21 protein-coding genes and 1 tRNA gene are annotated in these 24,640 nt (G+C 60.3%); 15 read left to right on the forward strand and 7 right to left on the reverse strand.

Annotated elements, in window-relative coordinates; translation table 11 throughout:
* Positions 1 to 7 precede the first annotated feature (7 nt).
* The 5 genes from ACP7BS_RS15220 (at position 8) to ACP7BS_RS15240 (ending at position 5,185) form a co-directional block, all read left to right on the forward strand.
* On the forward strand, positions 8 to 1,075 hold the full coding sequence (locus tag ACP7BS_RS15220; protein WP_426238774.1) for an ABC transporter permease: 1,068 nt from the start codon (positions 8 to 10) through the stop codon (positions 1,073 to 1,075).
* On the forward strand, positions 1,072 to 2,007 hold the full coding sequence (locus tag ACP7BS_RS15225) for an ABC transporter permease (RefSeq protein WP_426226992.1): 936 nt from the start codon (positions 1,072 to 1,074) through the stop codon (positions 2,005 to 2,007). Before ACP7BS_RS15220 ends, ACP7BS_RS15225 begins: the two co-directional genes overlap by 4 nt.
* On the forward strand, positions 2,004 to 2,837 hold the full coding sequence (locus ACP7BS_RS15230) for an ABC transporter ATP-binding protein (RefSeq protein ID WP_426238775.1): 834 nt from the start codon (positions 2,004 to 2,006) through the stop codon (positions 2,835 to 2,837). Before ACP7BS_RS15225 ends, ACP7BS_RS15230 begins: the two co-directional genes overlap by 4 nt.
* Complete coding sequence (locus ACP7BS_RS15235) at positions 2,834 to 3,595, forward strand: ABC transporter ATP-binding protein (protein ID WP_426238776.1); 762 nt, start codon at positions 2,834 to 2,836, stop codon at positions 3,593 to 3,595. The genes ACP7BS_RS15230 and ACP7BS_RS15235 overlap by 4 nt, the downstream gene beginning before the upstream one ends.
* A gap of 156 nt (positions 3,596 to 3,751) precedes the next feature.
* Positions 3,752 to 5,185, forward strand: a complete 1,434-nt coding sequence (locus ACP7BS_RS15240; protein WP_426238777.1) for an FAD-binding oxidoreductase — start codon at positions 3,752 to 3,754, stop codon at positions 5,183 to 5,185.
* Between the two features lie 28 nt (positions 5,186 to 5,213).
* Here the strand turns inward: ACP7BS_RS15240 and ACP7BS_RS15245 are convergent.
* A tRNA-Arg gene (locus tag ACP7BS_RS15245) sits at positions 5,214 to 5,290 on the reverse strand.
* A gap of 195 nt (positions 5,291 to 5,485) precedes the next feature.
* On the opposite strand from ACP7BS_RS15245, the gene ACP7BS_RS15250 reads away from it, so the two are divergent.
* Both ACP7BS_RS15250 and ACP7BS_RS15255 read left to right on the forward strand, forming a co-directional pair.
* Positions 5,486 to 6,181 carry an SDR family NAD(P)-dependent oxidoreductase gene (locus tag ACP7BS_RS15250; protein ID WP_426238778.1) on the forward strand — a complete coding sequence of 232 codons (696 nt, stop codon included), beginning with the start codon at positions 5,486 to 5,488 and terminating at the stop codon, positions 6,179 to 6,181.
* Positions 6,175 to 7,725, forward strand: coding sequence for a cryptochrome/photolyase family protein (locus tag ACP7BS_RS15255; RefSeq protein ID WP_426238779.1), 1,551 nt, complete (start codon positions 6,175 to 6,177; stop codon positions 7,723 to 7,725). The genes ACP7BS_RS15250 and ACP7BS_RS15255 overlap by 7 nt, the downstream gene beginning before the upstream one ends.
* 53 nt (positions 7,726 to 7,778) lie before the next feature.
* On the opposite strand, the gene ACP7BS_RS15260 is transcribed toward ACP7BS_RS15255, so the two are convergent.
* The 3 genes from ACP7BS_RS15260 to xylF form a co-directional block, all read right to left on the reverse strand.
* Positions 7,779 to 8,564 carry an ATP-binding cassette domain-containing protein gene (locus ACP7BS_RS15260; RefSeq protein WP_426238780.1) on the reverse strand — a complete coding sequence of 262 codons (786 nt, stop codon included), beginning with the start codon at positions 8,562 to 8,564 and terminating at the stop codon, positions 7,779 to 7,781.
* A 13-nt stretch (positions 8,565 to 8,577) separates the two neighbouring features.
* On the reverse strand, positions 8,578 to 9,891 hold the full coding sequence (locus tag ACP7BS_RS15265) for a sugar ABC transporter permease (protein WP_426227007.1): 1,314 nt from the start codon (positions 9,889 to 9,891) through the stop codon (positions 8,578 to 8,580).
* A 220-nt stretch (positions 9,892 to 10,111) separates the two neighbouring features.
* Positions 10,112 to 11,152, reverse strand: a complete 1,041-nt coding sequence (gene xylF, locus ACP7BS_RS15270; protein WP_318410288.1) for a D-xylose ABC transporter substrate-binding protein — start codon at positions 11,150 to 11,152, stop codon at positions 10,112 to 10,114.
* A gap of 230 nt (positions 11,153 to 11,382) precedes the next feature.
* On the opposite strand from xylF, the gene ACP7BS_RS15275 reads away from it, so the two are divergent.
* Positions 11,383 to 12,618 carry an ROK family transcriptional regulator gene (locus tag ACP7BS_RS15275; RefSeq protein WP_426238781.1) on the forward strand — a complete coding sequence of 412 codons (1,236 nt, stop codon included), beginning with the start codon at positions 11,383 to 11,385 and terminating at the stop codon, positions 12,616 to 12,618.
* A gap of 48 nt (positions 12,619 to 12,666) precedes the next feature.
* Here the strand turns inward: ACP7BS_RS15275 and iolG are convergent, their stop codons facing one another.
* Positions 12,667 to 13,662, reverse strand: coding sequence for an inositol 2-dehydrogenase (iolG, locus tag ACP7BS_RS15280; RefSeq protein WP_426238782.1), 996 nt, complete (start codon positions 13,660 to 13,662; stop codon positions 12,667 to 12,669).
* Between the two features lie 385 nt (positions 13,663 to 14,047).
* Between iolG and ACP7BS_RS15285 the strand changes: the two genes are divergently transcribed.
* Entirely contained in the window at positions 14,048 to 14,275 is a 228-nt protein-coding gene (locus tag ACP7BS_RS15285; protein WP_426238783.1) for a hypothetical protein, read from the forward strand.
* A gap of 21 nt (positions 14,276 to 14,296) precedes the next feature.
* Here the strand turns inward: ACP7BS_RS15285 and ACP7BS_RS15290 are convergent, their stop codons facing one another.
* The gene (locus tag ACP7BS_RS15290; RefSeq protein WP_426238784.1) at positions 14,297 to 14,764 is read right to left on the reverse strand and encodes a hypothetical protein; all 468 of its coding nucleotides are present in this window, start codon (positions 14,762 to 14,764) and stop codon (positions 14,297 to 14,299) included.
* A 54-nt stretch (positions 14,765 to 14,818) separates the two neighbouring features.
* Entirely contained in the window at positions 14,819 to 15,796 is a 978-nt protein-coding gene (locus tag ACP7BS_RS15295) for a LysR family transcriptional regulator (protein WP_426238785.1), read from the reverse strand.
* A 296-nt stretch (positions 15,797 to 16,092) separates the two neighbouring features.
* Here ACP7BS_RS15295 and chvE point away from each other — a divergent pair, with 296 nt between their 5' ends.
* The 6 genes from chvE to araD all read left to right on the forward strand — a co-directional run bounded on the left by chvE (position 16,093) and on the right by araD (position 24,637).
* Positions 16,093 to 17,160 (forward strand): multiple monosaccharide ABC transporter substrate-binding protein, encoded by a 1,068-nt coding sequence (chvE, locus tag ACP7BS_RS15300; protein WP_426227018.1) that lies wholly within the window; start codon positions 16,093 to 16,095, stop codon positions 17,158 to 17,160.
* 119 nt (positions 17,161 to 17,279) lie between these two features.
* On the forward strand, positions 17,280 to 18,815 hold the full coding sequence (gene mmsA, locus ACP7BS_RS15305; RefSeq protein WP_426238786.1) for a multiple monosaccharide ABC transporter ATP-binding protein: 1,536 nt from the start codon (positions 17,280 to 17,282) through the stop codon (positions 18,813 to 18,815).
* The gene (gene mmsB, locus ACP7BS_RS15310; protein ID WP_426238787.1) at positions 18,815 to 20,116 is read left to right on the forward strand and encodes a multiple monosaccharide ABC transporter permease; all 1,302 of its coding nucleotides are present in this window, start codon (positions 18,815 to 18,817) and stop codon (positions 20,114 to 20,116) included. The genes mmsA and mmsB overlap by 1 nt, the downstream gene beginning before the upstream one ends.
* Before the next feature lie 230 nt (positions 20,117 to 20,346).
* Positions 20,347 to 21,339: an AraD1 family protein gene (gene araD1, locus ACP7BS_RS15315; RefSeq protein WP_426238788.1), complete on the forward strand. Its 993-nt coding sequence runs from the start codon at positions 20,347 to 20,349 to the stop codon at positions 21,337 to 21,339.
* Between the two features lie 69 nt (positions 21,340 to 21,408).
* Positions 21,409 to 22,842, forward strand: a complete 1,434-nt coding sequence (locus ACP7BS_RS15320; protein WP_426238789.1) for an aldehyde dehydrogenase family protein — start codon at positions 21,409 to 21,411, stop codon at positions 22,840 to 22,842.
* 55 nt (positions 22,843 to 22,897) lie between these two features.
* Complete coding sequence (gene araD, locus ACP7BS_RS15325; RefSeq protein WP_426238790.1) at positions 22,898 to 24,637, forward strand: L-arabinonate dehydratase; 1,740 nt, start codon at positions 22,898 to 22,900, stop codon at positions 24,635 to 24,637.
* Positions 24,638 to 24,640 lie beyond the last annotated feature (3 nt).

Below are 24,640 nucleotides of genomic sequence, written 5' to 3' on the forward strand. Positions count from 1 at the left end.
ATAGCCGGTGAGTATTCTCGAAACAGTACCAAAGGCCGGGCGCTCACGCGCCCGTGCCAACGGTTGGGCCAAGAGCATCCTGCGCTTCCTGGTCATCATCGTCACGACCTATCTCGGTCTTCTGGCTGTGACATTCTTCATCGGCCGCGTCATCCCGATCGATCCCGTGCTCGCCGTTCTCGGCGACCGGGCGCCGGCGCATGTCGTCGAGCGAACCCGTGAGCTGATGGGCTTCAACAAGCCGCTTTATGAGCAGTTCTTTATCTATGTGCGCGATGCGCTGACCGGCAATTTCGGCACCTCGGTTCTGACGACCAATCCGGTCATGGCCGATATCCGCCGCGTCTTTCCCGCCACGCTTGAGCTTGCAACGCTGGGCACCATCATCGGCAGCCTGATCGGCGTGCCGCTTGGTGTGCTCGCTGCCGTCAAGCGCGGCTCGATCGCCGACCAGATCGTTCGCGTCGTCGGTCTTGTCGGCTATTCCGTGCCGATCTTCTGGCTGGCTCTGCTGTCGCTTCTGTTCTTCTATGCCAAGCTGCGCTGGGTCGCCTATCCGGGCCGTATCGATATCGTCTACGAATACAGTTTCACCCCGATCACCGGCCTTTATCTGCTGGACTCGCTCTGGCAGGGACAGTGGGATGTGTTTCGCGACGTGTTCCGCCACATCATCCTGCCGGCTGGCCTGCTCGGATATTTCTCGCTCGCCTATATCAGCCGCATGACACGCAGCTTCATGCTCAACGAGCTCAGCCAGGAATATATCGTCGCGGCGCGCGCCAAGGGTCTGTCGGAAACCCGCATCATCTGGGGGCACGCGCTTCGCAATGCCGCCGTGCCGCTGGTGACGGTGATTGCGCTCTCCTATGCCGGGCTTCTCGAAGGCTCTGTCTTGACGGAGACGGTGTTTGCGTGGCCGGGGCTTGGGCTCTACATCACCAACTCGCTGCAGAATGCCGACATGAACGCGGTTTTGGGCGGCACCATCATTATCGGTTCCGTCTTCATCGCCATCAATATCCTGTCCGATCTTCTCTACCGGACGCTTGACCCGAGGACGCGCGCGCGATGAGCCAGTCCACCCTTCAAACCACTCCCATGACCCGCCGCCAATGGCTGATGTCCGACAGGCCGCAATCGCGCCTGCAGGCGCGTCTTGGCCGTGCCTACATGACCTGGCAGCGGTTTTCCGCCAACAAGCTGGCCGTTGCCGGGCTCTGCATCATCCTGCTGCTGATCCTGATTGCGATCTTTGCCGATGTGCTCGCACCACATTCGCCCGTCATCGGCAATCTCGGTGGCGCGCGTCTTTTGCCGCCCGGAAGTCCGGGTTATCTGCTCGGCACCGATGATCAGGGCAGGGACATTCTCTCGCGCCTGCTGCATGGATCGCGGCTGACACTTTTGGTCATCGTGCTCGTGGCGATCATAGCAGCTCCCATCGGCCTTCTGGTCGGCGCCGTCTCCGGCTATGCCGGCGGCTGGGTCGATGCGGTGCTGATGCGGATCACCGATATCTTCCTCGCGTTTCCGAAGCTGGTGCTGGCCCTCGCGTTCGTTGCCGCCATGGGGCCGGGCATCCAGAACGCGATCATCGCCATCGCCATCACCTCCTGGCCGCCCTATGCCCGTATCGCCCGTGCCGAAACGCTGAGCGTGCGCAATTCCGATTACATTGCTGCCGTGCGGCTGATGGGGGCTTCGCCGTTCCGCATCGTGCTTCGGCATGTCATGCCGATGTGCATGTCGTCGCTGATCGTGCGTGTGACGCTCGATATGGCAGGGATTATTCTGACGGCCGCCGGTCTCGGCTTCCTTGGCCTCGGCGCGCAACCACCGCTACCGGAATGGGGCGCGATGATCGCATCCGGCCGCCGCTTCATTCTCGACCAGTGGTGGGTCGCCACCATGCCCGGCATCGCCATCCTGATCGTCAGCCTCGGCTTCAATCTTCTGGGTGACGGCCTGCGCGATGCGCTCGATCCGAAGGAGAGCGGCCAATGAGCACGATGCTGACGGTCGATGATCTCCGGGTCTCGTTTCCCACCCGCACCGGTCTGATCGAGGCGGTGCGCGGCGTCTCCTTTACGCTTGGCCGCGAACGGCTCGGCATTGTCGGCGAAAGCGGCTCGGGAAAATCGCAGACGGGCAGGGCGATCATGGGGCTGACGCCCGCGCATGCGAAGATTTCGGCGAAGACGTTGAATTTCGACGGCATCGACCTGTTGACGGCGCCGGCCAAGGTCAGGCGATCCTTGCGCGGCAGCCGTATCGCCATGATCCTGCAGGACCCGAAATATTCGCTCAATCCGGTGATGAGCATCGGCCGCCAGATCGTCGAGACGCTACGCACGCATGAAAATGTCGGCAAGCGCGAGGCACGTGACCGCGCCATTGCCATGCTCGAAGCTGTGCAGATCCGCGATGCCGGCCGTGTTTTCGATCTACATCCACACGAGGTCTCCGGCGGTATGGGCCAGCGGGCGATGATCGCCATGATGCTGATTGCCGGTCCGGAATTGCTGGTCGCCGACGAGCCGACATCGGCGCTCGACGTCACGGTGCAGCTCGAAGTGCTCGGCATTCTCGACAAGCTGGTTGCCGACCGTGGCATGGGACTGATCTTCATCTCGCACGACCTGCGGCTGGTCTCGTCCTTCTGCGACCGCGTCATCGTCATGTATGCGGGCAAGATCGTCGAGGAACTGGCAGCGTCGGATCTCGGCAATGCCAAACATCCCTATACCCAAGGCCTGCTCAACTGCATGCCGACGCTCGGCACCAACCGGCATCCGCTGCCCGTGCTCGACCGCCAGCCGGAGTGGGCGCTATGACTGCAATCGTCTCTGCTGAAAACCTGACTGTCGCCTATGACGATTTCCTGGCGCTCGACAATGTCAGCATCGATGTCGCGCCGGGGGAGTCTTTCGGTCTCGTCGGTGAATCCGGGTCTGGAAAATCAACGCTGTTGCGCGCCATAGCCGGGCTCTCGCCCGTCACCGGTGGCAAGATCGTGCTCGACGGGAAGCCCCTGGATGTCAAATACCGCGACAAGGCATTCTATCGCCAGGTCCAGATGGTGTTTCAGGATCCCTACGGGTCGCTGCATCCGCGCCAGACCGTCGACCGGCTGCTGCAGGAACCGCTCGCTGTCCATGGCGTCCAGGATGCCGAACGGCGCATCCTGCGGGCGCTTGACGAAGTCGGGCTCGGCTCTTCCTTCCGCTTCCGCTATTCGCATCAGCTCTCCGGCGGACAGCGCCAGCGTATTGCCATTGCGCGGGCGCTGATCATCGAGCCGCAGATCATGCTGCTCGACGAGCCGACCTCGGCTCTCGATGCCTCGGTTCAGGCCGAAGTCCTCAACCTCTTGGAACAGGTGCGCCGCGACCGCAAGCTCACCTATATCATGGTCAGCCACGACCTCGGCGTCGTCACCCATATGTGCGAGCGGCTGGCGGTGATGAAGAACGGCAAGGTCGTCGAGCGGCTGTCATCCGCCGATCTGGTCGCGGGCCGCCTCAAGGAGGATTACACCAAGAACCTGATGGTCGCGAGCAAGGGGTTCGTGCGGGACGCAAGTATCGCTTGAGGCCGGCATCCGGCGCCTGGTGTGCCAGCCCGCCCGCAGCTTCTCCGCACCAATGGCGACCGCCTGATGCGCTCAGCCGAACCCGCCTTGCGCCTTACATTAGAAAGGTGCAATATTCACCCTGCTGGGGCATGGTTCACCTTGGAGGGGCGTCTCATGAACGATATGAGCCTCATGAATCTGCAGGCAGGAAAGACGATCGTAAGCGCGGCGGCCATTGAAGCCTTCGCGTGGCAGCAGCGCGGAGATGTGCTGGATGCCGGCGACGCGTCCTATGACGAAGTGCGCGCCATCTGGAACAGCATGATCGACCGAAAACCGGCGCTGATCGTGCGATGTACCGGCGCTGGCGACGTTGTTCGAGCCGTGCGCTTTGCCCGCGACAACCGGTTGCTTGTCGCGGTGCGCGGCGGCGGGCACAACATTGCCGGCAATGCGGTCTGTGACGGTGGCCTGATGATTGATCTGTCGCCGATGACGTCCGTGCGGGTTGATGCTGCGGCAAAACGGGCCTGGGTCGAGCCCGGGGCGACGCTGGCCGATGTCGACAGCGAAACTCAATCCTTCGGACTTGCGGTGCCGACCGGGATCAATTCCACGACGGGCATTGCCGGGCTGACGCTCGGCGGCGGTTTCGGATGGATCACCCGCAAGTTCGGCCTGACGATCGACAGCCTGGTGTCGGCTGACGTGGTGACCGCAGACGGCAATCTGGTTCGTGCAAGCGAGACGGAAAACAGCGATCTGTTCTGGGCGCTGCGGGGCGGCGGCGGCAATTTCGGTATCGTCACGGCGTTCGAATTCAAACTGCACGAACTCGGCCCGCAGGTTACCGCCGGTCTCGTCGTCCATCCGTTCGCGGATGCGAAAACCGTGCTCGAACAATATCGCCAGGCGCTTGAAACCGCGCCGGACGAGCTGACGTGCTGGGCCGTCATGCGGCAGGCGCCGCCGCTGCCATTTTTGCCCGAGGCGTGGCACGGCAAGGAAGTGCTGGTTCTGGCGATGTGTTATTGCGGTGATGCAGCATCGGCCGAAACGGCAACGGCCCGGTTGCGCGCGATTGGCACGCCGATCGCCGACGTCGTCGGTCCCAGTCCCTTTGCCGGCTGGCAGCAGGCATTCGATCCGTTGCTGACGCCCGGCGCCAGAAATTACTGGAAAAGCCACGATTTCATGGAATTGTCCGATGCAACGATCACAATTCTGTTGGATGCAGTCCGCAGGCTGCCGGGACCGGAATGCGAAATCTTTATCGCGCATGTCGGTGGCGCTGCCGGCCGCATCGCAACCGATGCCACCGCCTTCCCGCAGCGAAACTCACATTTCGTCATGAATGTTCACGCCCGATGGCGCGAAGCTGGGATGGACGGAGCTTGCATTGGCTGGGCGCGCCAACTCTTCGAGGCAGCAAAGCCGTATTCTGTCGGAACTGCCTATATCAATTTCATGCCCGAAGACGAGGGTGATCGCGTCGAGGCGGCCTATGCCGGCAACTATCAGCGGCTCGGTGAGATCAAGCGGCGTTACGACCCGGACAATCTGTTCCGCATGAACCAGAATGTGAAGCCGGGAGGTGAGGTGGGTTAGGTCGAGGGATTTCGCCGCGAACAAGAAATGGTGCACCCGACTGGATTCGAACCAGTGACCCCTGCCTTCGGAGGGCAGTACTCTATCCAGCTGAGCTACGGGTGCATCCGCGACGCAAGGCGTCGAAGCAGGCTGAGCCCGGTTCATAGCCTAGGAAAGACGGCGCATCAATGGCCAATGCGCATCGCGCTTCGAATTTTGCGAAGAGGCCTCCGGTATCGATCCGCCCCGCCCTTGCTTGCGTAAAGAGCCCTGTGTTTGCGTCCAGACGCAGGGACTAAGGAGCGCGAGGAAGGCGGAATGGATTCTCTGCGACAGGCCTATAAGGCAACCATCATCGGTGCCAGCGGCGGCATTGGCCGCGGGCTTGCAGATCAGTTGGAAGCGAGCCCGAACTGTGCTGTGCTCGTTCGCCTGTCGCGAAAGGAGACCGGTTTCGATCTTGGCGACGAAGCGACGATCCAGCATGCGGCCACAGGGGTCAGAGACGCTCATGGCGATATGGATCTGGTGTTCGATGCCACGGGCGCGCTTCAGATCGACGGCATCGGCCCGGAAAAAAGCCTGCGGGCGATCGACCCGGCCGTGATGGCACGGCAGTTCGCGGTCAACGCGATCGGGCCGGCGCTGATCCTCAAGCATTTTACGCCTCTGATGCCGCGTGGCCGTCGCGCCATTTTTGCAACGCTGTCTGCACGCGTCGGCTCGATTGGTGACAACCGGCTTGGCGGTTGGATATCCTACAGGGCTGCCAAGGCGGCGCTCAATCAGATCGTCAAGACGGCGTCGATCGAGATCGCCCGGACCCATCCGCATGCCGTCGTCGCCGCCCTGCATCCGGGGACAGTCGCAACCTCGCTCACCGCGCCTTTTCACCATGGCGAGGCGACTGCGCCAGAAGAAGCGGCACGGCAATTGATCGCCGTTCTCGACAGCCTGCAGGTTTCTTCCACGGGCGGATTTTTCGCCTATGACGGTCAGGCCATAGAATGGTGAAGGTTCGCCATCTGGTTTTCATTCTTGGTGATCAGCTTTCGGCCGCCATCAGCAGCCTTGATCAGGCCGATCCGGCTCTTGATGTCGTGCTGATGTGCGAGGTGATGGAGGAGGCGACCTATGTGCGCCATCACCCGAAAAAGATTGCCTTCATCTTCTCGGCAATGCGCCATTTTGCAGATGAACTGCGTCAGCGTGGGTTCACTGTCGACTATACCGTGCTGAATGCACCTGATAACGCCGGTTCCTTCAGCGGTGAACTTGAGCGTGCAATCAAGCGTTTTGACCCGGAGGCGGTGCGGATTACCGAGCCCGGCGAATGGCGGGTTCTTCAGATGATGGAGGCCTGGGCGGAGACATTGCACTGTCCGGTGGACATCCTGCCGGACAAGCGGTTTGTCTGTTCGCGCAGCGAGTTTGTGGCCTGGGCCAAAAATCGCGCGCAGTTGCGAATGGAATATTTCTACCGTGACATGCGCCGCAAGACCGGCCTTTTGATGCGCGGAGAAGAGCCGGAGGGTGGGCGCTGGAATTTCGATGCGGAGAACCGCAAGCCCGCATCGCCCGACCTGTTTGCGCCCAAACGGCAAGGCGTTGTCCCGGAAGTCATCACCAGAGAGGTCATCGATCTCGTCGGCCGCCGCTTCAAGGCCCATTTCGGTTCGCTGACAAATTTCGATTTCGCGGTGACTGCGGCCGATGCGAAAATCCTGTTGGACAGTTTTGTAACGCATCAACTGCCGACCTTCGGCGAACAGCAGGATGCGATGCTTTCATCCGATCCGTTCCTCAGCCATTCGCTGTTGTCCTTCTATATCAATGCCGGATTGCTTGATCCGCTCGATGTCTGCAAACGTGTCGAGGCCGCCTATCTTTCCGGCGATGTCCCGCTCAATTCCGCCGAAGGGTTCATCCGCCAGATCATCGGGTGGCGCGAATATATTCGCGGCGTCTACTGGCTGAAGATGCCGGACTATCGGGACGTCAATTTTCTTAAGGCCGAACGTCCGCTGCCGGACTTCTACTGGACGGGCGAGACGGACATGAACTGTGTGCACACCGTCGTCTCCGAGACCCGCGACAATGCCTATGCCCATCATATCCAGCGGCTGATGATCACCGGAAATTTCGCACTGCTTGCCGGCGTCCGGCCGCAAGCCGTCCATGAATGGTATCTCGAAGTCTATGCCGATGCCTATGAATGGGTTGAGCTACCCAACGTCATCGGTATGAGCCAGTTTGCCGATGGCGGGTTTCTTGGCTCCAAAGCCTATGCCGCAGGTGGCAACTATATCCATCGAATGTCGGACTACTGCGGCACGTGCCGCTACGACGTGAAAAAGAAGACCGGCGAGGGGGCGTGCCCGTTCAACGCGCTGTATTGGGATTTTCTCGATCGCAACGTGGAGAAGCTGAAGCGTAACCAAAGGCTCGGTCCTGTCTATGCCACTTGGGGCAAAATGACCGAGGTGCAGAAGAACGCTTACCGGCAAAGTGCTGCCGCGTTTCTGGCAAAGCTGGATGGCGCTGTCCGGACGTATTGAGCTGTTGGTGTTCGGGGAGGAGGGTGTCCTCCCCGAAATGGCACGGATTGGTGCTACGCCGTCTGCATCGCACCGGGGCCGGGGATGGCCTTGGGCGGGACCTTGCCGAGAATGATCATGCCCAGTACCTCGTCCTTGGTGACGTCCTCGGTGCGGGCATGGCCGACGACCTGGCCGTTCTTCATTACCGAGACGCGGTCGGCGAGATCGAAGACGTCATGGATGTCGTGGCTGATCAGGAAGATGCCGATGCCTTCGCGCTTCAGCTGCTTGATCAGTTCGCCGACCTGCGCCGTTTCCTGCGGGCCGAGCGCTGCCGTCGGCTCGTCCATGATCAGGATGCGAGCGTCAAACAGGATCGCACGGGCGATGGCGACAGACTGGCGCTGGCCGCCCGAAAGCGCCTTTACCGGCTCCTTGAAGCGGCGGAAGTTGGGGTTGAGCCTCCCCATGACTTCGCGGGCCTTGGCTTCCATCGCCACGTCGTCGAGCGTGCCCCAGGGGGTGCGCAGTTCGCGGCCGAGATAGAGGTTGGCGGCCGCATCGACATTGTCGGCGACGGCGAGCGTCTGGTAGATCGTCTCGATGCCGTAACCCTTGGCGTCGCGCGGGTTACTGATATGCACCGGTTCGCCGTTGATCAGGATTTCACCGGCATCGCGCTTGTAGGCGCCGGACAGGATCTTGATCAGCGTCGACTTGCCGGCGCCGTTATGGCCAAGCAATGCGACGACTTCGCCCGGATAGAGATCGACCGAGGCATTGTCGACGGCGTGGATGCCGCCGAAGGAGATGGAAATGTTCTTCATTTCCACCAGCGGAGTGCGTTGTTCCGTCATTGTCGTACTCCTCTTACTTGGCTCGGCCGCGATAAACGGTATCCAGCCAGACGGCCATGACCAGCACGATGCCGATGACGATGCTTTGCAGCGGCGTGTCGATGCGCAACAGCACCATGCCCGACTGCAGCGACTGCATGACGATCGCACCGAGAACCGCGCCGGAGATCGTGCCCATGCCGCCGGCAAGCGAGGTGCCGCCGATGACCGCAGCGGCGATCGTGTAAAGTTCGTCGAGCGTGCCTTGCGCATTGGTGGCGGCGTTCAGGCGGGCGGTCGAGATGGCCGCGGCGATGGCACAGAGCGCGCCCATCAGCGCGAAGATGCGCACCGTCACCCAGCGGGTCTTGATGCCGGCAAGCTCTGCTGCTTCCGGGTTGCCGCCGATCGCAAAGACATAACGGCCGAAGCGCGTGCGGGTGGTGAGGAAGCTCATGGCGATGGCGATGCCAACGGCCATCAGCACTGGAATGGCGATGCCGAGCGGGATCTGCAGGCCACCTTCCGGCCAGGGGATGTTGTGAGCCTCGGCATATTTCTTGGCGAGGTTGACCGGCATGTAATAGCTGTTGAGCACCCAGACGGCGATCATCACCGTGACGCAACCAACCAGCGAGAGGAAATATTCAGCCCACATCGGACGCAGCGGAAAGCCGAAGCGCTTGCGCTGCTTGCGAGAGTTGATGATCGAGGCGACGATGATCAGGCAGGCGATGATGCCGACGACCCAGCTTGCCGTGGCACCGATCGATCCCTCTGCGCCACCGCCCATCAGGCGGAATGTCGTATCCATCGGGGCGACCGTTGCGCCGCTGATGACCAGGAAGGCCGCCGCGCGCCAGATCAGCAGGCCGCCGAGCGTGACGATGAAGGCGGGGACATTGAGAAAGGCGATGATGACGCCCTGAAATGCGCCGATGGCGGTTCCAAGCACGATGCCGACCGTCAGCGCGATGATCCAGGTGGCCGGATTGTCGAAACCGATCAGCGGCGGCAGGATTTTCGCCTGCGTAATCGCCATGATCATGCCGACGAAGCCGAGGATCGAGCCGACAGAAAGGTCGATGTTGCGTGTGACGATGACCAGCACCATGCCTGTTGCCATGACCGAGACCGATGCAGCCTGGACCGTGAGGTTCCACAGGTTGCGTGGCGTCAGGAAAAGCCCGCCGGTGAAATATTGAAAGCCGAGCCAGATACACAGCAGGGCTGCGATCATCCCGAGAAGCCGGGTATCGATCTCGGTCGCCTGCAGGAAACGCTGCAAGGCTGTTCCCTGTGTCTGGCGCACGCTGCTGGAAGGCGTGGCAATGGTGGTGTTTGCCATTTCCGGATTACTCCCCCTTTATTCTTGTCTTTACAGCGCCGCGCGTCATGAATGACGCGCAAAGGTCGCTGTAACGCTTTAAATTTGCTGCATAATTTTTCCCTAAATCGATCCCGATTTAAGGAATTATGCAGTAAAGTACCGCACATCGGAGAAGCGCCGCAACGTGGTCGCTGCGGCGCTCGTGACGGGACCTTAATTGCCCATGATCAGGATCGGATCAGTTGCAGACTGCAACGGTTCCGGCCTTCACGCCCTGGCAGGTTTCTTCCTTGGAAATCCAACCGGCGTCGATGACGACGTTGAGGTTATCCTTGGTGATCGGCTGCGGTGCGATGAAGAACGACTGCATTTCGACGCCCTTTGGACCGCCGGCAAACTTGACCGTGCCTGGGATCGCATCCATGGCGGCGCCGCCGGCAAGAGCCACGGCGATTTCGCCGGCCTTCTTGCCAAGTTCGCGGCTATCCTTCCAGACGGATACCGTCTGGGTGCCCAGCGCGACGCGGTTCAAGGCTGCCTTGTCGCCATCCTGGCCCGAAACCGGAACCGAGCCTGCGAGGCCCTGGGCTTCGAGTGCTGCGACAACGCCGCCGGCCATGCCGTCGTTCGAGGAGACGACGCCATCGACCTTGTTGTCGTTGGCGGTCAGGAACTGCTCCATGTTCTTCTGGGCAGCTTCCGGCTTCCAGCCGTCCGTATAGGCTTCGCCGACATTCTTGATCTTGCCTGCGTCCATGGCGGCCTTGAGCACTTCCATCTGGCCGGAGAACAGGAAGTCTGCATTCGGGTCTGTCGATGCGCCCTTGATGAAGACGTAGTTGCCTTCCGGCTTGACCTTGAACACTTCGGCAGCCTGCATGCGGCCGACTTCCTTGTTGTCGAAGGTGATGTAGTAAGCGGCCGGATTTTCGATCAGGCGGTCGTAACCGACGACCGGAATACCTTCAGCGGCGGCCTTTTCGATGGCCGGGCCGATGGCTTCCGAATCCTGCGCCAGAACGATGATGGCGTTGGCGCCCTGTGCGATCAGGGATTCGATGTCGGTCAGCTGCTTTGCAGCCGATGCCTGGGCGTCAGCGGAGATGTACTTGTCGCCGGATGCTTCGAGCGCTGCCTTGATGGCGGCTTCGTCGGTCTTCCAGCGCTCTTCCTGGAAGTTCGACCAGGAAACGCCAACGACCAGATCCTTGGCCATGGCTGCGGTGTGCAGGGATACGATGATGGCAGCGCCTGCCATCAGTGTCAAAACTGATTTCATGAAGTCCTCCCAGAGTGGCCGCTGACCGTCCGCGCGAACCTCCCGCACGGCCCCCGGCCAGCAAATTTGCCTGCCGCAAACTCAAAAGAGTTTTTTCTCGACAGTCGAGAAAATAGATGTCAGAGTTTTCAGGGGCTGTCAACAATGCTTTGGGCAAGGCGGTTTGACATCGGGCAGATGCTTTGGGAGGAGCATGTGTTTGTGGAATTCGTGAATAACAGGGATGCGCAATGCTGAGCAAATCGAGCACCGAACTGGTGCGTCAGCAAAACAGCGCGCTCGTGCTTGCGACGTTGCGGCGCCTGGGGCCGCTCTCTCATACCGACATATCCGAACATACCGGGCTGGCATCCGCGACGGTTTCGGCGATCACCGCAGAACTGGAGCGGGCAGGGGTGATCGAGAAGGCGGAACAGCAGGCGCCTTCGGGACGCGGACGGCCGCGCGTGCTGTTTGCGCAGCGGCGCGACAGCGGCTTTCTGATCGCCGTGCGGATCTCGTCGGATATCGTGCAGTATTCGCTGGTCGATTATTCCGGACGGTTGATCGACCGTTTCGAGGAGCCGCGCAATCACAAGGTCGTTGGAACGCAGCCATTCGCCGAGGGGTTCCTGGATGCGTTGGTCCGCCTCATTGACCGGTCGCAGATGGAGAAGACGCAAATCCTTGCCGTGTCGATTTCCAGCAAGGGTACCGTCGATGCCGATGGCAAGCGGCTGTTGTGGTCGCCGGTCTTTGGCGGCGAGCAGATCGATTTCGTATCGCTGCTGCAGCCGGACTGGCGTGCCAAGGTCACCTTGAACAACGAGACCCTGCTGGTCGCACAGGCGCTGGGGATGAAGGCGGATGCGAGCGAGGCTGGTTCTTTTCGCGCGCTTGCCGCCTTGTCGCTCGGCCACAGCATCGGGCTGGGCGTTGCCCGCAAGGATCGCTTCGGCGAACTCGAGGTGACGGCTCCCAACTTCGGCCATATGCTGCATGCTGCCAATGGCTGTCTGTGCCGATGCGGCTCCTTCGGCTGTATCGAGGCCTCGGCGGGGTTTTACGGCATTTTGCGCACGGCGTTCGAGGTGCCGCCCGATACGATCCCGGCCAAATTCGTGCCGCTGGCGGAAATGGACAAGATCGCCGCAAGCGCCCGCCAGGGGAACCGCATGGCGGGTTATGCTTTCAGGCAGGCGGGCATTGCGCTCGGCAACGGCCTCTCCCGGCTGCTCAGCCTCTACGACCGCATGCCGATCTTCATCACCGGACCGGGAACGCGTTATTTCGATCTTTTGCAGCGCGGTATCGATGAGGGGCTCGAGCAATCGCATGAGGTCCGTCTACAGGGCAAGCCGGAGATTTCGGTAATCTTCGATGAGCAGCGGCTGGTTTTTGAAGGTCATCTGGATCGGGCTTTGACCGATATGGATCATGATATCGCTGCCTTCCGGCCGGTTCCGCCGGCAGTCGATCAGGTTTGATATGAGAAAGGCCGGGAGCACCCGGCCTTTCGGCGTTCAACACGACGATCAGGCGTCGATGCGGATCTGACGTTTTTCCGTCACCGACTTCACAGCCGCATCGGCGAGGGCCAGCGCTGCAAGGCCATCGGCGCCGGAGGGCGTGATCTTCGTGCCCTTTTCGATCGCCGAAATGAAACCGGCGATTTCGTTGGCATAGGCTTCGGTGTAGCGGGTCATGAAGAAATCATGCAGCGGCGGGCGGGTATAACCATCGCCATTGGCGATCTCGATCGAGACGGCGCGCTGGTTTTCGGCAGAGACGACGCCCTTCGAGCCGTGCACTTCGATGCGCTGGTCGTAGCCATAGGTGGCGCGGCGCGAGTTGGAGATGATCGCCTGTTTGCCGGATGCGGTCTCCAGGATCACCGAGACGCTGTCATAATCGCCGGCCTTGCCAATGTCCGGATCGACCAGAACAGCGGCATGAGCCGTGACGATGACGGGCTCTTCACCGAGCAGGAAGCGGGCCATGTCGAAATCATGGATGGTCATGTCGCGGAAAATGCCGCCGGAACGCTTGATATAATCGACCGGCGGGGCGCCTGGATCGCGCGAAATGATCGTCACCATTTCGACATCGCCGATCTTGCCGTCGTCGATCGCCTTGCGCACAGCCATGAAATGCGGATCGAAGCGGCGGTTGAAGCCGACCATCAGCTTGCCCTTGGTCTCCTCGACGACCTTCATGCATTCGCGCACGCGGCCGACATCGAGATCGATCGGCTTTTCGCAGAAGATCGCCTTGCCGGCGCGGGCGAAACGCTCGATCAGGTCGGCATGGGTGTCGGTCGGGGTGCAGATGACGACGGCGTCGATATCCGCCGACTTTTCGATCTCTTCGATCGTGCGCACCGCGCAGCCATACTGCTTGGCAATCGCGTCGGCAGCCTCTGGAAAGGCGTCGGCAACGGCGACGAGGATGGCATCGGGGTTGGCGCTGACGGCTTTTGCGTGGACCTTGCCGATACGGCCGGCACCAAGAAGACCAAATCTGACGGTCATGTTCATCTCTTTTTGACGAGCGGCAAAGCGCCGCGAAGGGACGGGGTGATGACGCTCACTCCGGACAGGCGTTGCGGAAGACAGGTCCGCGATGATGTACTCAAGATGGTTTCGGCCGTCTGCCGGCGCGTGTTGCGGGCAGACGCAATCTCTCTCCCTGTTTCTGCCTTATGCCGATCAGCGTACCGTCTATCTCCTCCGGCACATTCGAAAATCGGAATAAAAACATAACAATCACAATTTTCAGAATATTTATTCTATTTAAGGCCGCGCCGTCAAGCTGTTAAACCGTCCGGCCCCTTGCGGCAAATGTCATTTTGGCCATAAAGCTGTGACCTTTGATGCGAGGCCCGCATGGCCGGGAAAATCCCCAAGGACAGTTTGCATGATAAAGCTCATCGATCCGGATCATCCGTTCTACAGGCCGCTTTGGGTTCGGCTTCTGATCGTAGCACTGTGTTCTGCGTGGACTGCCGTTGAATTCTGGAATGGAGCAGAGACCTGGGGGATGATCTTCCTTGCGGTGTCTGCCTATACGGCCTGTGTGCTGATCATTTTCTTCAAGCCGAAGATCAAGGTTGTCGAAGAGATGAAGACCGACGATACCGCCTGATCTGCCGGCCTGCTTAGATTGTCACCGCCGCTGCATCAGGCGTAACCGCCGCTGCGCCTCGTCGATCAGCATGTTGGCGATCTTCATGCGCAACGTGGCATTGGCGCGGTAGTCTGGGTCATGGCGGTCCGGATGGTTTTCGGCGGCAAAGCGGCGGCGTTTGTCGGTCAGTGTCTGCAGGGTTTCGATCTCCGTCAGCGCCAGATCGGCGGCGATCTGCTCGGGAAGGATACGGGCAAGGTGCCCCGGCACGACGGGCTTGGGCACTGGTTTGGCGGGGGCAAGCATCTCGTCGCTGGCCGTGTCGAAATAGGCGCGCTGAACCGCGCCGCTGTCGGCAATGCCGGATGCAGCAAGATTGCCGACGAAACCGCCGTTGAGCCCGCGGATACTGGCGTGCGCCACCCGCTCTTCCGCAGATGCGCCTTCCCCGTCTTCCTCTGCCTTCAGCCGCTCCAGAACCGACTGGAATACCGACATTCCAAACATGCGTTTCGCCCCGTTTCGCGGGCTTTAGATCACGCCAGGGTTTTGCGGACCTGATCAGGCGTTGCTCTGCTTCAGGATCAGGTCGTAGAGGAGCTTGGCGCTTGGCGGCAGGGCGCGGCCGCGTGCGGTGATCAGGCTGTAGGGACGGATCTTGATGTTAAAATCCGTCGGAAGAACGCGGATTTCGCCCGCCTGGCTGCCGCTTCCGGCAATCAGCGTGGCGACGTCGCGGGCGACGGGCGCCACGGCATTGGTGTGGCGGACGATGGAAACCGTGAGGATCGTCGACGACGTGTTGATGATGGTTGCGGGCAGGGGCGTACCGGCCGACAGAAAGCTGTCCTCGACCGCACGCCGCAACAGCGTTCCGGATGGCTGGAACACCCAGTCGTAACCGGGCAGATCGGCTGAGCTGACGATGTCCTTGTCGAGCAGAGGATGACCTGTGCGGACGATCAGGCAGACATCTTCCTCGCCAAGCTCGATCAGATTGAACTGCCGCGGATCCATGTCGTCCGGTATCCGGCCGATGACGAAGTCGTGGCGGGCTGCCAGCAGTTCGCGCACGAGCACATTGCTGTTTTCGATCTGGATGTTGATTTCGATGCCGGGATAGGCGGTCGAAACCTGCCTTATGGCGGGAACGGCAAGATTGAGGGCCGGGCCCGTGACGGAACCCAGCGAGACCGAGCCGCCGCTTCCTGTTTTCAGCTCGTTGATTTCGCGTGTCGTTTCCCGCAGTTCCAGGAAGATCGTGCGGGCGCGGCGTGCCAATGCCCGGCCATATTGCGTCAAATCGACACCCCGGGCGACGCGGGCACAGAGCGGCGCCTTCAGAATGGTCTCGATCTCACCCAGCATGCGGGAAGCGGCTGGCTGCGAAATATTGAGGGAATCGGCGGCCGCACTGATCTGGCCGTGCTCTTCGATGGCCAGAATCAGCTGCAAATGACTCATTTTTAAGCCTAAGCGAAAAATTCCGCGTTCCGAATAATCCAAAGCTGTGGACGAGAGTGGCGCCGGATCGTCCATATTTTACCCACCTTCCGAGAAAAATGCCTTCGCACATGCGAAAAATCACACTGTTACAGCTTAGTATACCCATATTGTTATAAGGATACACCTATATTGTATTTGACAGTTATGACGTTTGATTCCAGTTTGCAGCCATGTGCGCCAGCGTGCTCGGGAGCGTGTAAGGCCTGGGAGGGCTTTCTTTCACCCCTTAAACCTCCGCCAAGAGATTTTTGGATCTCCTGGCCGCGCGAAGCGCTGCACATATCGAGGCCGGCCGATCGCCGCCTGGATCAACACTCAGGGAGAGATACATGAGATTAGTTACTTCGCTTCTCGCCGCCGCAGCGCTCAGCGTGGCGTCGTTCGTCGTTCCGGCGATCGCCCAGGACAAGGGCACCGTTGGTATCTCGATGCCGACCAAGACCTCGACCCGCTGGATTTCCGACGGCGAGACCATGGAAAAGCTGTTCAAGGAGGCCGGCTACACGGCGGACCTGCAGTTTGCCGACGACGACATCCCGAACCAGCTGGCCCAGATCGAGAACATGGTCACCAAGGGTGCCAAGGTTCTGATCATCGGCGCCATCGACGGCACGACGCTCTCCGACATCCTGGCAAAGGCTCACGAAGCCGGCGTCAAGGTCATCGCTTACGACCGTCTGATCCGCGATTCCGGCAATGTCGACTATTACGCAACGTTCGACAACTTCCAGGTTGGCGTTCTGCAGGCAACGACGCTCGTACAAGGCCTCAAGCTCGACGCCGCGACAGAGCCGAAGAATGTTGAACTGTTCGGCGGTTCGCCGGACGATAACAACGCCTTCTTCTTCTACGATGGCGCAATGTCGGTTCTGCAGCCTTTGATCGACGCAAAGAAGATCGTCGTCAAGTCCGGCCAGACAGGCATGGAAAAGGTCGGTACGCTGCGTTGGGACGGTGCTGTTGCACAGGCCCGCATGGAAAACCTCCTGTCCTCGACCTACACCGATGCCAAGGTTGACGGTGTTCTGTCGCCTTACGATGGTCTCTCCATCGGCATCATCTCGGCTCTGAAGGGTGTTGGCTACGGTTCCGGCGATATGCCGATGCCGATCGTTACCGGCCAGGACGCTGAACTTCCGTCGGTCAAGTCGATCCTCGCTGGCGAACAGTATTCCTCGATCTTCAAGGATACCCGCGAGCTTGCCAAGGTTGCCGTCTCGATGACGGACGCCATCATTGGCGGTAAGGAGCCGGAAATCAACGACACCAAGACCTACGACAACGGCGTCAAGGTTATCCCGTCCTACCTCCTGAAGCCGGTCGCTGTTGACAAGACCAACGTCAAGGACGTCCTGGTCGGCGCCGGTTACTACACGGAAGACCAGATCAACAACTGATCCCGCCTTTTCCATCCGGGGCCCGCGATCACTTGCGGGCCCTTTTATCTTGATGAGAGACTTGTATTGTCGCTGTGTCTGGCCTCATCATCCACGGACTGCCGCAGGAATACCTGAACATGGACAACATCATTCTCGAAATGCGGGGCATCACCAAGACGTTTCCGGGCGTAAAGGCCCTGGACAATGTCAACCTCAAGGTCCGCGAAGGTGAAATTCACGCACTTGTCGGCGAAAACGGCGCGGGAAAATCGACCCTGATGAAGGTGCTGAGCGGTGTCTATCCCGCCGGAACCTATGACGGCGAGATCCACTACGACAACGAAGTGCGCAATTTCTCGACGATCTCCGACAGCGAGCATCTCGGCATCATCATCATTCACCAGGAACTGGCGCTCGTCCCGCTTCTGTCGATTGCCGAAAACATCTTTCTCGGCAATGAACTCGCCACCAACGGCGTCATCGACTGGAAGCAGACGTTTTCGCGCACCCAGGAACTGCTCGATAAGGTAGGCTTGCGGGAACCGCCGACGGCGCGCATCACCGACATCGGCATCGGCAAGCAGCAGCTGGTCGAAATCGCCAAGGCGCTGTCGAAAAAGGTCAGGCTGCTGATCCTCGACGAGCCGACCGCATCGCTCAACGAAACCGATTCAGACGCGCTGTTGAAGCTCCTGATGGAGTTTCGCAAGCAGGGCATGACCTCGATCATCATTTCGCACAAGCTGAACGAGATCAAGAAGGTCGCCGACAAGATCACCATCATCCGCGACGGCGGAACGGTCGAAACGCTCGACTGTCATAACGAAGATATCAGCGAAGACCGGATCATCAAGGGCATGGTCGGCCGCGATATGGAAGACCGCTACCCGGCGCGCGAACCCAAGATCGGCGAGACACTGCTGGAAGTGAAAAACTGGAACGTCTTTCACCAGCACCATCGCGACCGCCAGTTTCTGCACGATATCAATTTCACCGTTCGCGCCGGTGAAGTCGTCGGTATTGCTGGCCTGATGGGTGCCGGCCGTACCGAAACCGCGATGAGCATTTTCGGCAGGTCCTGGGGTCACAAGATCACCGGCGACGTCTTGATGCACGGCAAGCCGGTCGATGTCAGCACCATTCCGCGCGCCATCGATGCCGGCCTTGCCTATGTCACCGAGGACCGCAAGCATCTGGGTCTCGTGCTCAACAACAACATCATGCACAACACGACGCTGGCCAACCTCAATGCCGTGGCGAGCGGTGGTGTCATCGATGGGCACCGGGAGGCCAAGGTCGCCACCGACTACCGGACCAAGCTGCGCATCCGTTCGCATTCGATCTATCAGGAGGCCGTCAATCTTTCCGGCGGCAACCAGCAGAAGGTCGTCCTGTCGAAATGGCTGTTCACCAATCCCGAGGTCCTGATCCTCGACGAACCGACGCGCGGTATCGATGTCGGCGCGAAATATGAAATCTACTCCATCATCAACCAGCTTGCGGCCGAAGGGAAAGGCATTCTGATGATCTCGTCGGAAATGCCGGAATTGCTCGGAACCTGCGACCGCATCTACGTGATGAACGAAGGACGCATCGTCGCCGAGCTTTCGAAAGCGGAAGCAAGCCAAGAATCCATCATGCGCGCCATCATGCGCTCCGGGGAGAAACACTAATGGCCGCCGAGAAAAGCGCTCAGAAAACCACACCTTCCATCGGGGACTATCTCCGGAATAATATCCGCGAATACGGCCTGCTTGTCGCCCTCGTTGTCATCATGCTGTTTTTCCAGATTATGACCGGCGGCGTGCTGTTCCGTCCCGTCAACATCACCAACCTGATCCTGCAGAACTCGTTCATCGTCATCATGGCGCTGGGCATGCTTCTGATCATTGTGGCAGGTCATATCGACCTCTCAGTCGGTTCGATCGTTGCACTCACCGGCGGACTCTCGGCCATCATGTTGGTCAAAATGGGTCTGCATTACTCGATTGTTGTGCCCTTGTGCCTGATCCTCGGGGGAGTGATCGGTGCAGCGCAGGGCTACTGGGTTGCCTACCAGAAGATCCCGGCGTTCATTGTCACCCTCGCAGGCATGCTTGTCTTTCGCGGCGTGACCTATGTGGTACTGCAGAACAGGCCAATCGGCCCGTTCCCGAAGGATTTTCAATCTCTTTCGACGGGATTTGTTCCTGATTTCCTCGGATTCCTAGGCCCCATTTCGTTCGCAACACCGTGGGTTGAGTTCCAGCAATCTATTTTTGCAGGCGATTCTTGGGCAATGAATTGGCCGGCCCCCCAGATTATTGAGGCTCAGTGGACGATCAATAACGTTTTTGCACTTTTCTGCGTCTTGGTCGCTGTCGGGGTTATGATCTACGTAGGAATTCGCAAACGTGCTACAAATCAGCGTCACAACACCGAAAATGAGCCGCTTGGTTTCTTCATAGCGCAACAGGCTGTCGTAAGCATCGTTGCCATCTTCATCGGCTTCCAGCTCTCCACTTACAAGGGCTTCCCGAACGTTCTGGTCGTTATGGCCGTGCTGATTGCGTTCTATACGTTCATTACCACGCGCTCGACGATCGGCCGCCGCATCTATGCGATGGGCGGCAACGAGAAGGCGGCAAAGCTCTCCGGTATCAACACCGAGCGGCTGACCTTCTACACCTTCGTCAACATGGGCGTACTCGCGGCTCTCGCCGGCATGATCATCGCGGCCCGCCTGAATTCGGCAACGCCGAAGGCCGGCGTCGGCTTCGAACTCGACGTCATCGCGGCCTGCTTCATCGGTGGTGCCTCGGCATCCGGCGGCGTCGGCAAGATCACCGGCGCCGTGATCGGCGCTCTGATCATGGGCGTGATGAACAACGGCATGTCGATCATGGGCCTCGGCATCGATTACCAGCAGCTGGTCAAGGGCCTCGTGCTGCTGGCTGCCGTGTTCTTCGACGTCTACAACAAGAACAAGGGCTGACCCGGTCCGGTCCGTCCCGCGCGCCGGGCTTGTCCGGCGGGTGAAATTGGTGCCGGAGCGTGTCTTGCGCTGACATTTGGCGCGATGCTCCGGCCCACGCATCATAACGAGAACGGCGGCCTTGCCGCCACCAACGGGAGCATGTGCCATGTCTCCCAACGGGGTGTTGTTGCCGAAAGCCCGCCGCTTGACGCCGAAAACACAGCCCGGATTGAGAAAAGGATAGTGCTGTGCTGATTTCCCAGGTGAAGAACAATGACGGCTCGATCACGGTCGCCTTCCGTGAAGCGGGGCAAACCGCGCGTGCGGTCAAAAACGCGGCAAGCGTCTACGCACTGGCGATGGAAGCGGCCAATTCCGGCAAAAGCCTGAAGTCTGTCGTCGAGACACATGGTCTGGGCGATGAAGTCGATCTTCAAGACGTTCACGCCAAGGGCAACTTCCTGCCGCCGATCACCCATCCGGACAATGCCCATCTGCATCTGACCGGCACGGGCCTGACGCATCTGGGCTCAGCATCGACACGCGATGCGATGCACGCGGCCGTATCGAAGGTGGAAGAGGGCGCCACCGACACGATGAAGATGTTCAAGATGGGTCTTGAAGGCGGCAAGCCGAACCCTGGGGAAAAGGGCGTGCAGCCCGAATGGTTCTACAAGGGCAACGGCTCACAGACGGTTGCGCCTGGCGGCAACCTGGTCTCGCCGTCGTTTGCGCAGGATGGTGGCGAAGAGCCGGAAATGGCCGGCATTTATGTTATCTCCGACAAGGGCGCACCGTTCCGCATCGGCTTTGCTGTCGCCAACGAATTTTCCGATCATGTGACCGAGCGCGTCAACTATCTCTATCTCGCCCATTCCAAGCTGCGGCCTGCAAGCTTCGGTCCGGAAATCCGGGTCGGCGAAGCGCCCAGCGACATCCGCGGTACGTCGCGGATCATCCGTGACGGTGCAGTGTTCTGGGAAAAGCCGTTCCTGTCGGGCGAGGCCAACATGTCCCATACCTTCGCCAATCTCGAATATCACCACTTCAAGTATGGAATTTTCCGTGCGCCGGGCGACGTGCATGTCCATATGTTCGGGACGGCAACGCTGTCCTTCGGCGACGGCATCAAGACCGAGGCGGGCGACATCTTCGAAATCGAGGCGTCCGAATTCGGTCTGCCGCTGCGCAACACGCTGGCGATCGCCGGCGAAGACGAGATCACGATCGGCCAGCTCTGATCTGCTCACATATTTGACTGCGGGTACCGCTCTCGGGGCGCTCGCTGAAACCAAGGAGGCTTTAAGCCCATGACACTCCATCACAACCTGATCGCCGGCGAATGGGTCGGCAGCAACGGCGTTGAAAACATCAATCCGTCGAACACCAAGGAAATCGTCGGCCTGTATGCCAGCGCCAGCGCTGACGATGCAAAGACTGCAATCGCCGCTGCAAAGGCAGCGTTTCCGGCCTGGTCGCGCTCCGGCATTCTCGAGCGTCACGCGATTCTGAAAAAGACCGCCGACGAAATTCTCGCCCGCAAGGATGAACTTGGAAACCTGCTTGCCCGTGAAGAAGGCAAGACCCTGCCGGAAGCCATCGGCGAAACCATCCGTGCCGCCCAGATATTCGATTTCTTTGCTGGCGAGGCCCTGCGTCTGGCTGGTGAAGTCCTGCCGTCGGTGCGTCCGAACATCGGCGTCGAGATCACCCGCGAGCCGATTGGCGTCATCGGCATCATCACGCCATGGAATTTCCCGATCGCCATTCCTGCGTGGAAGATTGCGCCGGCCCTCTGCTACGGCAACACCATCGTCTTCAAGCCGGCCGAACTGGTGCCGGGTTGCTCGTGGGCGATCGCCGACATCCTGCACCGCGCCGGCCTGCCGAAGGGCGTCTTGAACCTCGTCATGGGAAGGGGCTCGGTCGTCGGCCAGGCCATGCTCGATAGCCCGGATCTCGCTGGCATCACCTTTACCGGCTCGACCGGCACAGGCAAGCGCGTCGCTGCGGCCTCGATCGAGCATAACCGCAAGTTCCAGCTGGAAATGGGCGGCAAGAACCCGATGGTCGTGCTGGATGATGCCGATCTCACCGTTGCTGTCGAGGCGGCTGCAAACTCCGGCTTCTTCTCGACCGGCCAGCGCTGCACCGCATCGTCGCGCCTGATCGTCACCGAAGGTATCCACGACAAGTTCGTCGCAGCACTGACCGAAAAGCTGAAAACGCTGGTGGTCGATGATGCGTTGAAGGCTGGTACGCACATTGGACCGGTTGTCGATGAGCGCCAGCTTGCCACCGATACCGATTACATCGCCATCGGCAAGCAGGAGGGCGCCAAGCTCGCTTTCGGCGGCGAGACCATCACCCGCGACAATCCCGGCTTCTACCTGCAGCCGACGCTGTTTACCGAAGCGACCAACCAGATGCGCATCAGCCGTGAAGAAATTTTTGGCCCTGTCGCCTCCGTCATCCGGGTCAAGGATTACGAGGAAGCGCTCAGCGTTGCCAACGACACGCCGTTCGGCCTGTCGGCCGGTATCGCCACGACCAGCCTCAAGCATGCGACCCATTTCAAGCGCAATTCGGAAGCCGGCATGGTGATGGTCAACCTGCCGACCGCCGGTGTCGATTTCCACGTGCCGTTCGGCGGCCGCAAGGCTTCGTCTTTCGGCTCGCGCGAGCAGGGCAAGTATGCGGCCGAGTTCTTCACCGTTGTGAAGACCGCCTACACGCTGGCTTAACGACGTTTCCGGACTGGGCAAGACCCGGTCCGCTCCCTCTTAAAGGACAAGGACTATGACGAAGAAAGCGGAATGGCCGCGCAAGCTGCGGTCCCAGGAATGGTACGGCGGCACGAGCCGCGACGTGATCTACCATCGCGGCTGGATGAAGAACCAGGGATATCCGCACGACCTGTTCGACGGACGCCCGGTGATCGGCATCCTCAACACATGGTCGGATATGACGCCGTGCAACGGCCATCTGCGCGAGCTTGCGGAAAAGGTGAAGGCCGGCGTCTGGGAGGCCGGCGGCTTCCCGATGGAAGTGCCGGTATTCTCGGCTTCTGAAAACACCTTCCGCCCGACGGCGATGATGTACCGGAACCTCGCGGCACTGGCGATCGAAGAGACGATCCGCGGCCAGCCGATGGACGGCTGCGTGCTTCTGGTCGGCTGCGACAAGACCACGCCGTCGCTGATCATGGCTGCGGCCTCCGTCGATCTGCCGTCGATCGTCGTGACCGGCGGGCCGATGCTGAACGGCTATTTCCGCGGTGAACGCGTCGGCTCTGGCACGCATCTGTGGAAATTCTCCGAGATGGTGAAGGCCGGCGAGATGACGCAGGACGAGTTCCTTGAGGCGGAAGCCTCGATGAGCCGTTCGTCGGGCACCTGCAACACCATGGGCACCGCCTCCACCATGGCTTCCATGGCCGAAGCGCTCGGCATGGCACTCTCAGGCAACGCCGCAATCCCGGGCGTCGATAGCCGTCGCAAGGTAATGGCGCAGCTGACTGGCCGCCGGATCGTTCAGATGGTCAAGGACGACCTGAAGCCGTCCGACATCATGACGAAACAGGCCTTCGAGAACGCCATCCGCACCAATGCGGCCATCGGCGGATCGACCAATGCCGTCATCCACCTGCTTGCCATGGCCGGCCGCGTCGGCGTCGATCTGACGCTGGACGATTGGGACCGTTGCGGCCGCGACGTGCCGACCATCGTCAACCTGATGCCGTCGGGCAAGTACCTGATGGAGGAGTTCTTCTATGCCGGCGGCCTACCGGTGGTCATCAAGCGCCTCGGCGAGGCAGGCTTGCTGCACAAGGATGCGCTGACGGTTTCCGGCGAAACCATGTGGGACGAGGTCAAGGACGTCGTCAATTGGAACGAGGACGTCATCCTGCCAACCGACAAGGCGCTGACGCAATCGGGTGGCATCGTCGTGGTGCGCGGCAATCTCGCACCGAAGGGCGCGGTGCTGAAGCCGTCTGCCGCTTCACCGCATCTGTTGACGCATCGGGGCAGGGCTGTCGTGTTTGAGGACATCGACGACTACAAGGCGAAGATCAATGATGACAATCTCGACATCGACGAGACCTGCATCATGGTCATGAAGAACTGTGGACCGAAGGGCTATCCGGGGATGGCCGAGGTCGGCAATATGGGCCTTCCGCCGAAAGTGCTGAAGAAGGGCATCACCGATATGGTGCGCATCTCCGATGCCCGCATGTCCGGTACGGCCTACGGTACCGTCGTGCTGCACACCTCGCCGGAAGCTGCCGTCGGCGGACCGCTGGCGGTGGTCAAGAACGGCGACATGATCGAGCTCGACGTGCCGAACCGGCGTCTGCATCTCGACATTTCCGAAGCGGAACTGGCGCGCCGGCTTGCCGAATGGCAGCCGAACCACGACCTGCCGACATCGGGCTATGCCTTCCTGCACCAGCAGCATGTCGAAGGTGCCGATACCGGCGCCGACCTCGACTTCCTCAAGGGCTGTCGCGGAAGTGCGGTCGGCAAGGATAGCCACTGATCT

Origin of the sequence: Pararhizobium sp. DWP1-1-3, from assembly GCF_049896125.1 — a bacterium.
In the GTDB taxonomy this organism is placed as follows: Bacteria; Pseudomonadota; Alphaproteobacteria; order Rhizobiales; family Rhizobiaceae; genus Pararhizobium.

Coding starts and splice junctions, on each gene's coding strand:
- ACP7BS_RS15225 (WP_426226992.1), top strand. CDS start 1,072: ATGAGCCAGTCCACCCTTCAAACCACTCCCATGACCCGCCGCCAATGG.
- ACP7BS_RS15230 (WP_426238775.1), top strand. CDS start 2,004: ATGAGCACGATGCTGACGGTCGATGATCTCCGGGTCTCGTTTCCCACC.
- ACP7BS_RS15235 (WP_426238776.1), top strand. CDS start 2,834: ATGACTGCAATCGTCTCTGCTGAAAACCTGACTGTCGCCTATGACGAT.
- ACP7BS_RS15240 (WP_426238777.1), top strand. CDS start 3,752: ATGAACGATATGAGCCTCATGAATCTGCAGGCAGGAAAGACGATCGTA.
- ACP7BS_RS15250 (WP_426238778.1), top strand. CDS start 5,486: ATGGATTCTCTGCGACAGGCCTATAAGGCAACCATCATCGGTGCCAGC.
- ACP7BS_RS15255 (WP_426238779.1), top strand. CDS start 6,175: ATGGTGAAGGTTCGCCATCTGGTTTTCATTCTTGGTGATCAGCTTTCG.
- ACP7BS_RS15260 (WP_426238780.1), bottom strand. CDS start 8,564: ATGACGGAACAACGCACTCCGCTGGTGGAAATGAAGAACATTTCCATC.
- ACP7BS_RS15265 (WP_426227007.1), bottom strand. CDS start 9,891: ATGGCAAACACCACCATTGCCACGCCTTCCAGCAGCGTGCGCCAGACA.
- xylF (WP_318410288.1), bottom strand. CDS start 11,152: ATGAAATCAGTTTTGACACTGATGGCAGGCGCTGCCATCATCGTATCC.
- ACP7BS_RS15275 (WP_426238781.1), top strand. CDS start 11,383: ATGCTGAGCAAATCGAGCACCGAACTGGTGCGTCAGCAAAACAGCGCG.
- iolG (WP_426238782.1), bottom strand. CDS start 13,662: ATGACCGTCAGATTTGGTCTTCTTGGTGCCGGCCGTATCGGCAAGGTC.
- ACP7BS_RS15285 (WP_426238783.1), top strand. CDS start 14,048: ATGATAAAGCTCATCGATCCGGATCATCCGTTCTACAGGCCGCTTTGG.
- ACP7BS_RS15290 (WP_426238784.1), bottom strand. CDS start 14,764: ATGTTTGGAATGTCGGTATTCCAGTCGGTTCTGGAGCGGCTGAAGGCA.
- ACP7BS_RS15295 (WP_426238785.1), bottom strand. CDS start 15,796: ATGGACGATCCGGCGCCACTCTCGTCCACAGCTTTGGATTATTCGGAA.
- chvE (WP_426227018.1), top strand. CDS start 16,093: ATGAGATTAGTTACTTCGCTTCTCGCCGCCGCAGCGCTCAGCGTGGCG.
- mmsA (WP_426238786.1), top strand. CDS start 17,280: ATGGACAACATCATTCTCGAAATGCGGGGCATCACCAAGACGTTTCCG.
- mmsB (WP_426238787.1), top strand. CDS start 18,815: ATGGCCGCCGAGAAAAGCGCTCAGAAAACCACACCTTCCATCGGGGAC.
- ACP7BS_RS15320 (WP_426238789.1), top strand. CDS start 21,409: ATGACACTCCATCACAACCTGATCGCCGGCGAATGGGTCGGCAGCAAC.
- araD (WP_426238790.1), top strand. CDS start 22,898: ATGACGAAGAAAGCGGAATGGCCGCGCAAGCTGCGGTCCCAGGAATGG.